The sequence below is a fragment of the Planktosalinus sp. genome (genome assembly GCF_059864935.1).
In genome coordinates this window covers 1-1,940 of record NZ_JCBCCK010000370.1, presented here as the reverse complement: position 1 = coordinate 1,940, position 1,940 = coordinate 1, and the positions used below count along the sequence as shown (strand labels likewise).

Genomic DNA, 1,940 nt, shown 5'->3' with positions numbered 1-1,940 from the left:
AAGTCAAAAAATAAAGTATAAAATTACGACTTTTTTGACGATTGATATTTAACATTTGTTTTTATTCAAAAGTTGAAATAAAGCTGTAATTTTAAGTATGAAAACAATTTTCATTTTACTGCTGCTACTATTTCCGGCTATAATGCTTAGCCAACAAACCGAAAGGGTAATGGTTAATGGTGTTATCACAGCTCCTATTGGTGAAGACCTGGAGGGTATTTCGGTCTATAATGTTTCATCTCAAAAAGGAGCAGTTACCAATGAAAACGGAGAGTTTTCGCTTGAAATGGGTCTTAATGACAGAGTGATGTTTTCTGCGCTTCAGTTCCAAAAATTTACCGTTATAATTGATGAAGGCATTATCAAAACCCGTCAAATGAAAGTGTATGTCAACCCGGCTATAACAACACTTGATGAAATTATAGTAAGGCCCCACGACCTGAGTGGCAACATCAGGGTGGATGTGAGCCGCATCAATACTGTTGATATAGATTCAGAATTTAACATCTCATGGGAGGAAATGGAATTTGATTTTGAATTTGCGGATGACAAAAGCTCTGAAGTCGAAAATGTGGCCATACGTGAAGTACCCACAGCCGGATTAAATGTTTTGGGACTTGTAAGTCTTTTGGGTGAAACACTTTTCAGGAAAAGGGATACAGCGACCCAAAGTTTGACCCCACTTGAAAAAGCGCAACTTGCAGATGCTTCTTATACGGCAATTTACCAGCGTTTCGCTCATGATTATTTCACCGAAGTGCTTAAGATTCCTAAAGATCAGATTGAAAACTTTCTTTATTTTGTTGCTGAAAACGGATTTAAACCTGATTTGGTTCAGGAAAATAACGAATTAAAACTGATGGATTTTTTGGAAAAACAAAGCAAAATCTATCTTGCACGCACAGAATAATTTCTTTTTAGCCACCGGAAACTTCCCTATATTTGCGCTATGATTTCTATGACACATTTTTTATTTATCAGTTTTGCCGAAATCGGGTTTATACTATTTATCGTTCTGATGGTTTTTGGAGCTGATAAAGTACCTGAAATTGCACGCGGACTCGGAAAAGGGATGCGGCAAATAAAAAATGCAACCGATGATATCAAAAATGAAATCACTAAAAGCGCCAAGGATCGTGGTCTAGATATCGACATTACTCAAGATGTTCAAAAGGAAATCGACAAGGTCAAGGAAGATATAGACGAAATCACCGGCCCCATTAAACGTCAATTTTAAATGTTTGAAAGTATACTTCGCTGGGACAGGGAAGCCTTTGTTTATTTAAACAATCTGGGTATTGAAAAATATGACACCTTTTGGTTAATTATAACCCAAACAGTCAGTTGGATTCCACTCTTTTTTTTGATTCTTTATTTAATACTTAAAAATTATGGTATTCAAAGGGGAAAAATTGTAATCAAGTTTTATATCATTGCGGTTTTTATGGGAATTGCATTGATGTTGCTAACAAAATTGACCATTGGAAGGATACGTCCTTCCAATATTCCTGAACTAGAAGGTTTGATAAGAATGCTTCACAGTTCGCAGGGTTTTAGTTTTTATTCAGGACATGCTTCATCTTCCTTTTTAATTGCCACTTTTGCGGTTTTGGTTTTGAGGAAATTTCACAATTGGGTATATATTTTCTTTTTGTTTCCGATACTTTTTAGCTGGAGTCGTATACATGTTGGAGGGCATTACCCCAGCGATTTGATTTTTGGAGCAATTATCGGAATACTAATAGCTTTCTATTTTTACAGAAAATTAAATATTGCACTTGAACTTAAAGAACACGGGTGATTGTCAAGCCGTCCCGGATTGGTAATACTACACTTTCCACTCGTGGGTCAGTATTCAAAAGTTTGTTGTAAGCGATAAGGGCAGGGGTGTCCACATCGTCTTTTTTTGGTTTTTCAAGAACTTTACCACTCCACAAAAC

3 protein-coding genes and 1 pseudogene are annotated in these 1,940 nt (G+C 36.2%); 3 read left to right on the top strand and 1 reads right to left on the bottom strand.

Features of this window, described 5'->3' with window-relative positions; all coding sequences use genetic code 11:
- The first annotated feature begins 97 nt into the window (after nucleotides 1–97).
- Genes AC6F75_RS11610 through AC6F75_RS11600 form a run of 3 tightly spaced genes read left to right on the top strand, consistent with a single transcriptional unit; the run spans nucleotide 98 to nucleotide 1,801 of the window.
- Nucleotides 98–910, top strand: coding sequence for a BamP family beta-assembly machinery protein (locus tag AC6F75_RS11610; RefSeq protein WP_500715179.1), 813 nt, complete (start codon nucleotides 98–100; stop codon nucleotides 908–910).
- Between the two features lie 39 nt (nucleotides 911–949).
- Nucleotides 950–1,237 (top strand): twin-arginine translocase TatA/TatE family subunit, encoded by a 288-nt coding sequence (locus AC6F75_RS11605; protein WP_500715178.1) that lies wholly within the window; start codon nucleotides 950–952, stop codon nucleotides 1,235–1,237.
- On the top strand, nucleotides 1,238–1,801 hold the full coding sequence (locus tag AC6F75_RS11600) for a phosphatase PAP2 family protein (RefSeq protein WP_500715177.1): 564 nt from the start codon (nucleotides 1,238–1,240) through the stop codon (nucleotides 1,799–1,801).
- Here the strand turns inward: AC6F75_RS11600 and AC6F75_RS11595 are convergent.
- Nucleotides 1,785–1,940, bottom strand: a pseudogene (locus tag AC6F75_RS11595) (methyltransferase); the annotation flags it as partial. The gene AC6F75_RS11600 and the pseudogene AC6F75_RS11595 sit on opposite strands and share 17 nt — an antisense overlap.

What these genes read in the sequence shown, in the direction of transcription:
- AC6F75_RS11610 (WP_500715179.1), top strand. Translation starts at nt 98, where the DNA reads ATGAAAACAATTTTCATTTTACTGCTGCTACTATTTCCGGCTATAATG.
- AC6F75_RS11605 (WP_500715178.1), top strand. Translation starts at nt 950, where the DNA reads ATGATTTCTATGACACATTTTTTATTTATCAGTTTTGCCGAAATCGGG.
- AC6F75_RS11600 (WP_500715177.1), top strand. Translation starts at nt 1,238, where the DNA reads ATGTTTGAAAGTATACTTCGCTGGGACAGGGAAGCCTTTGTTTATTTA.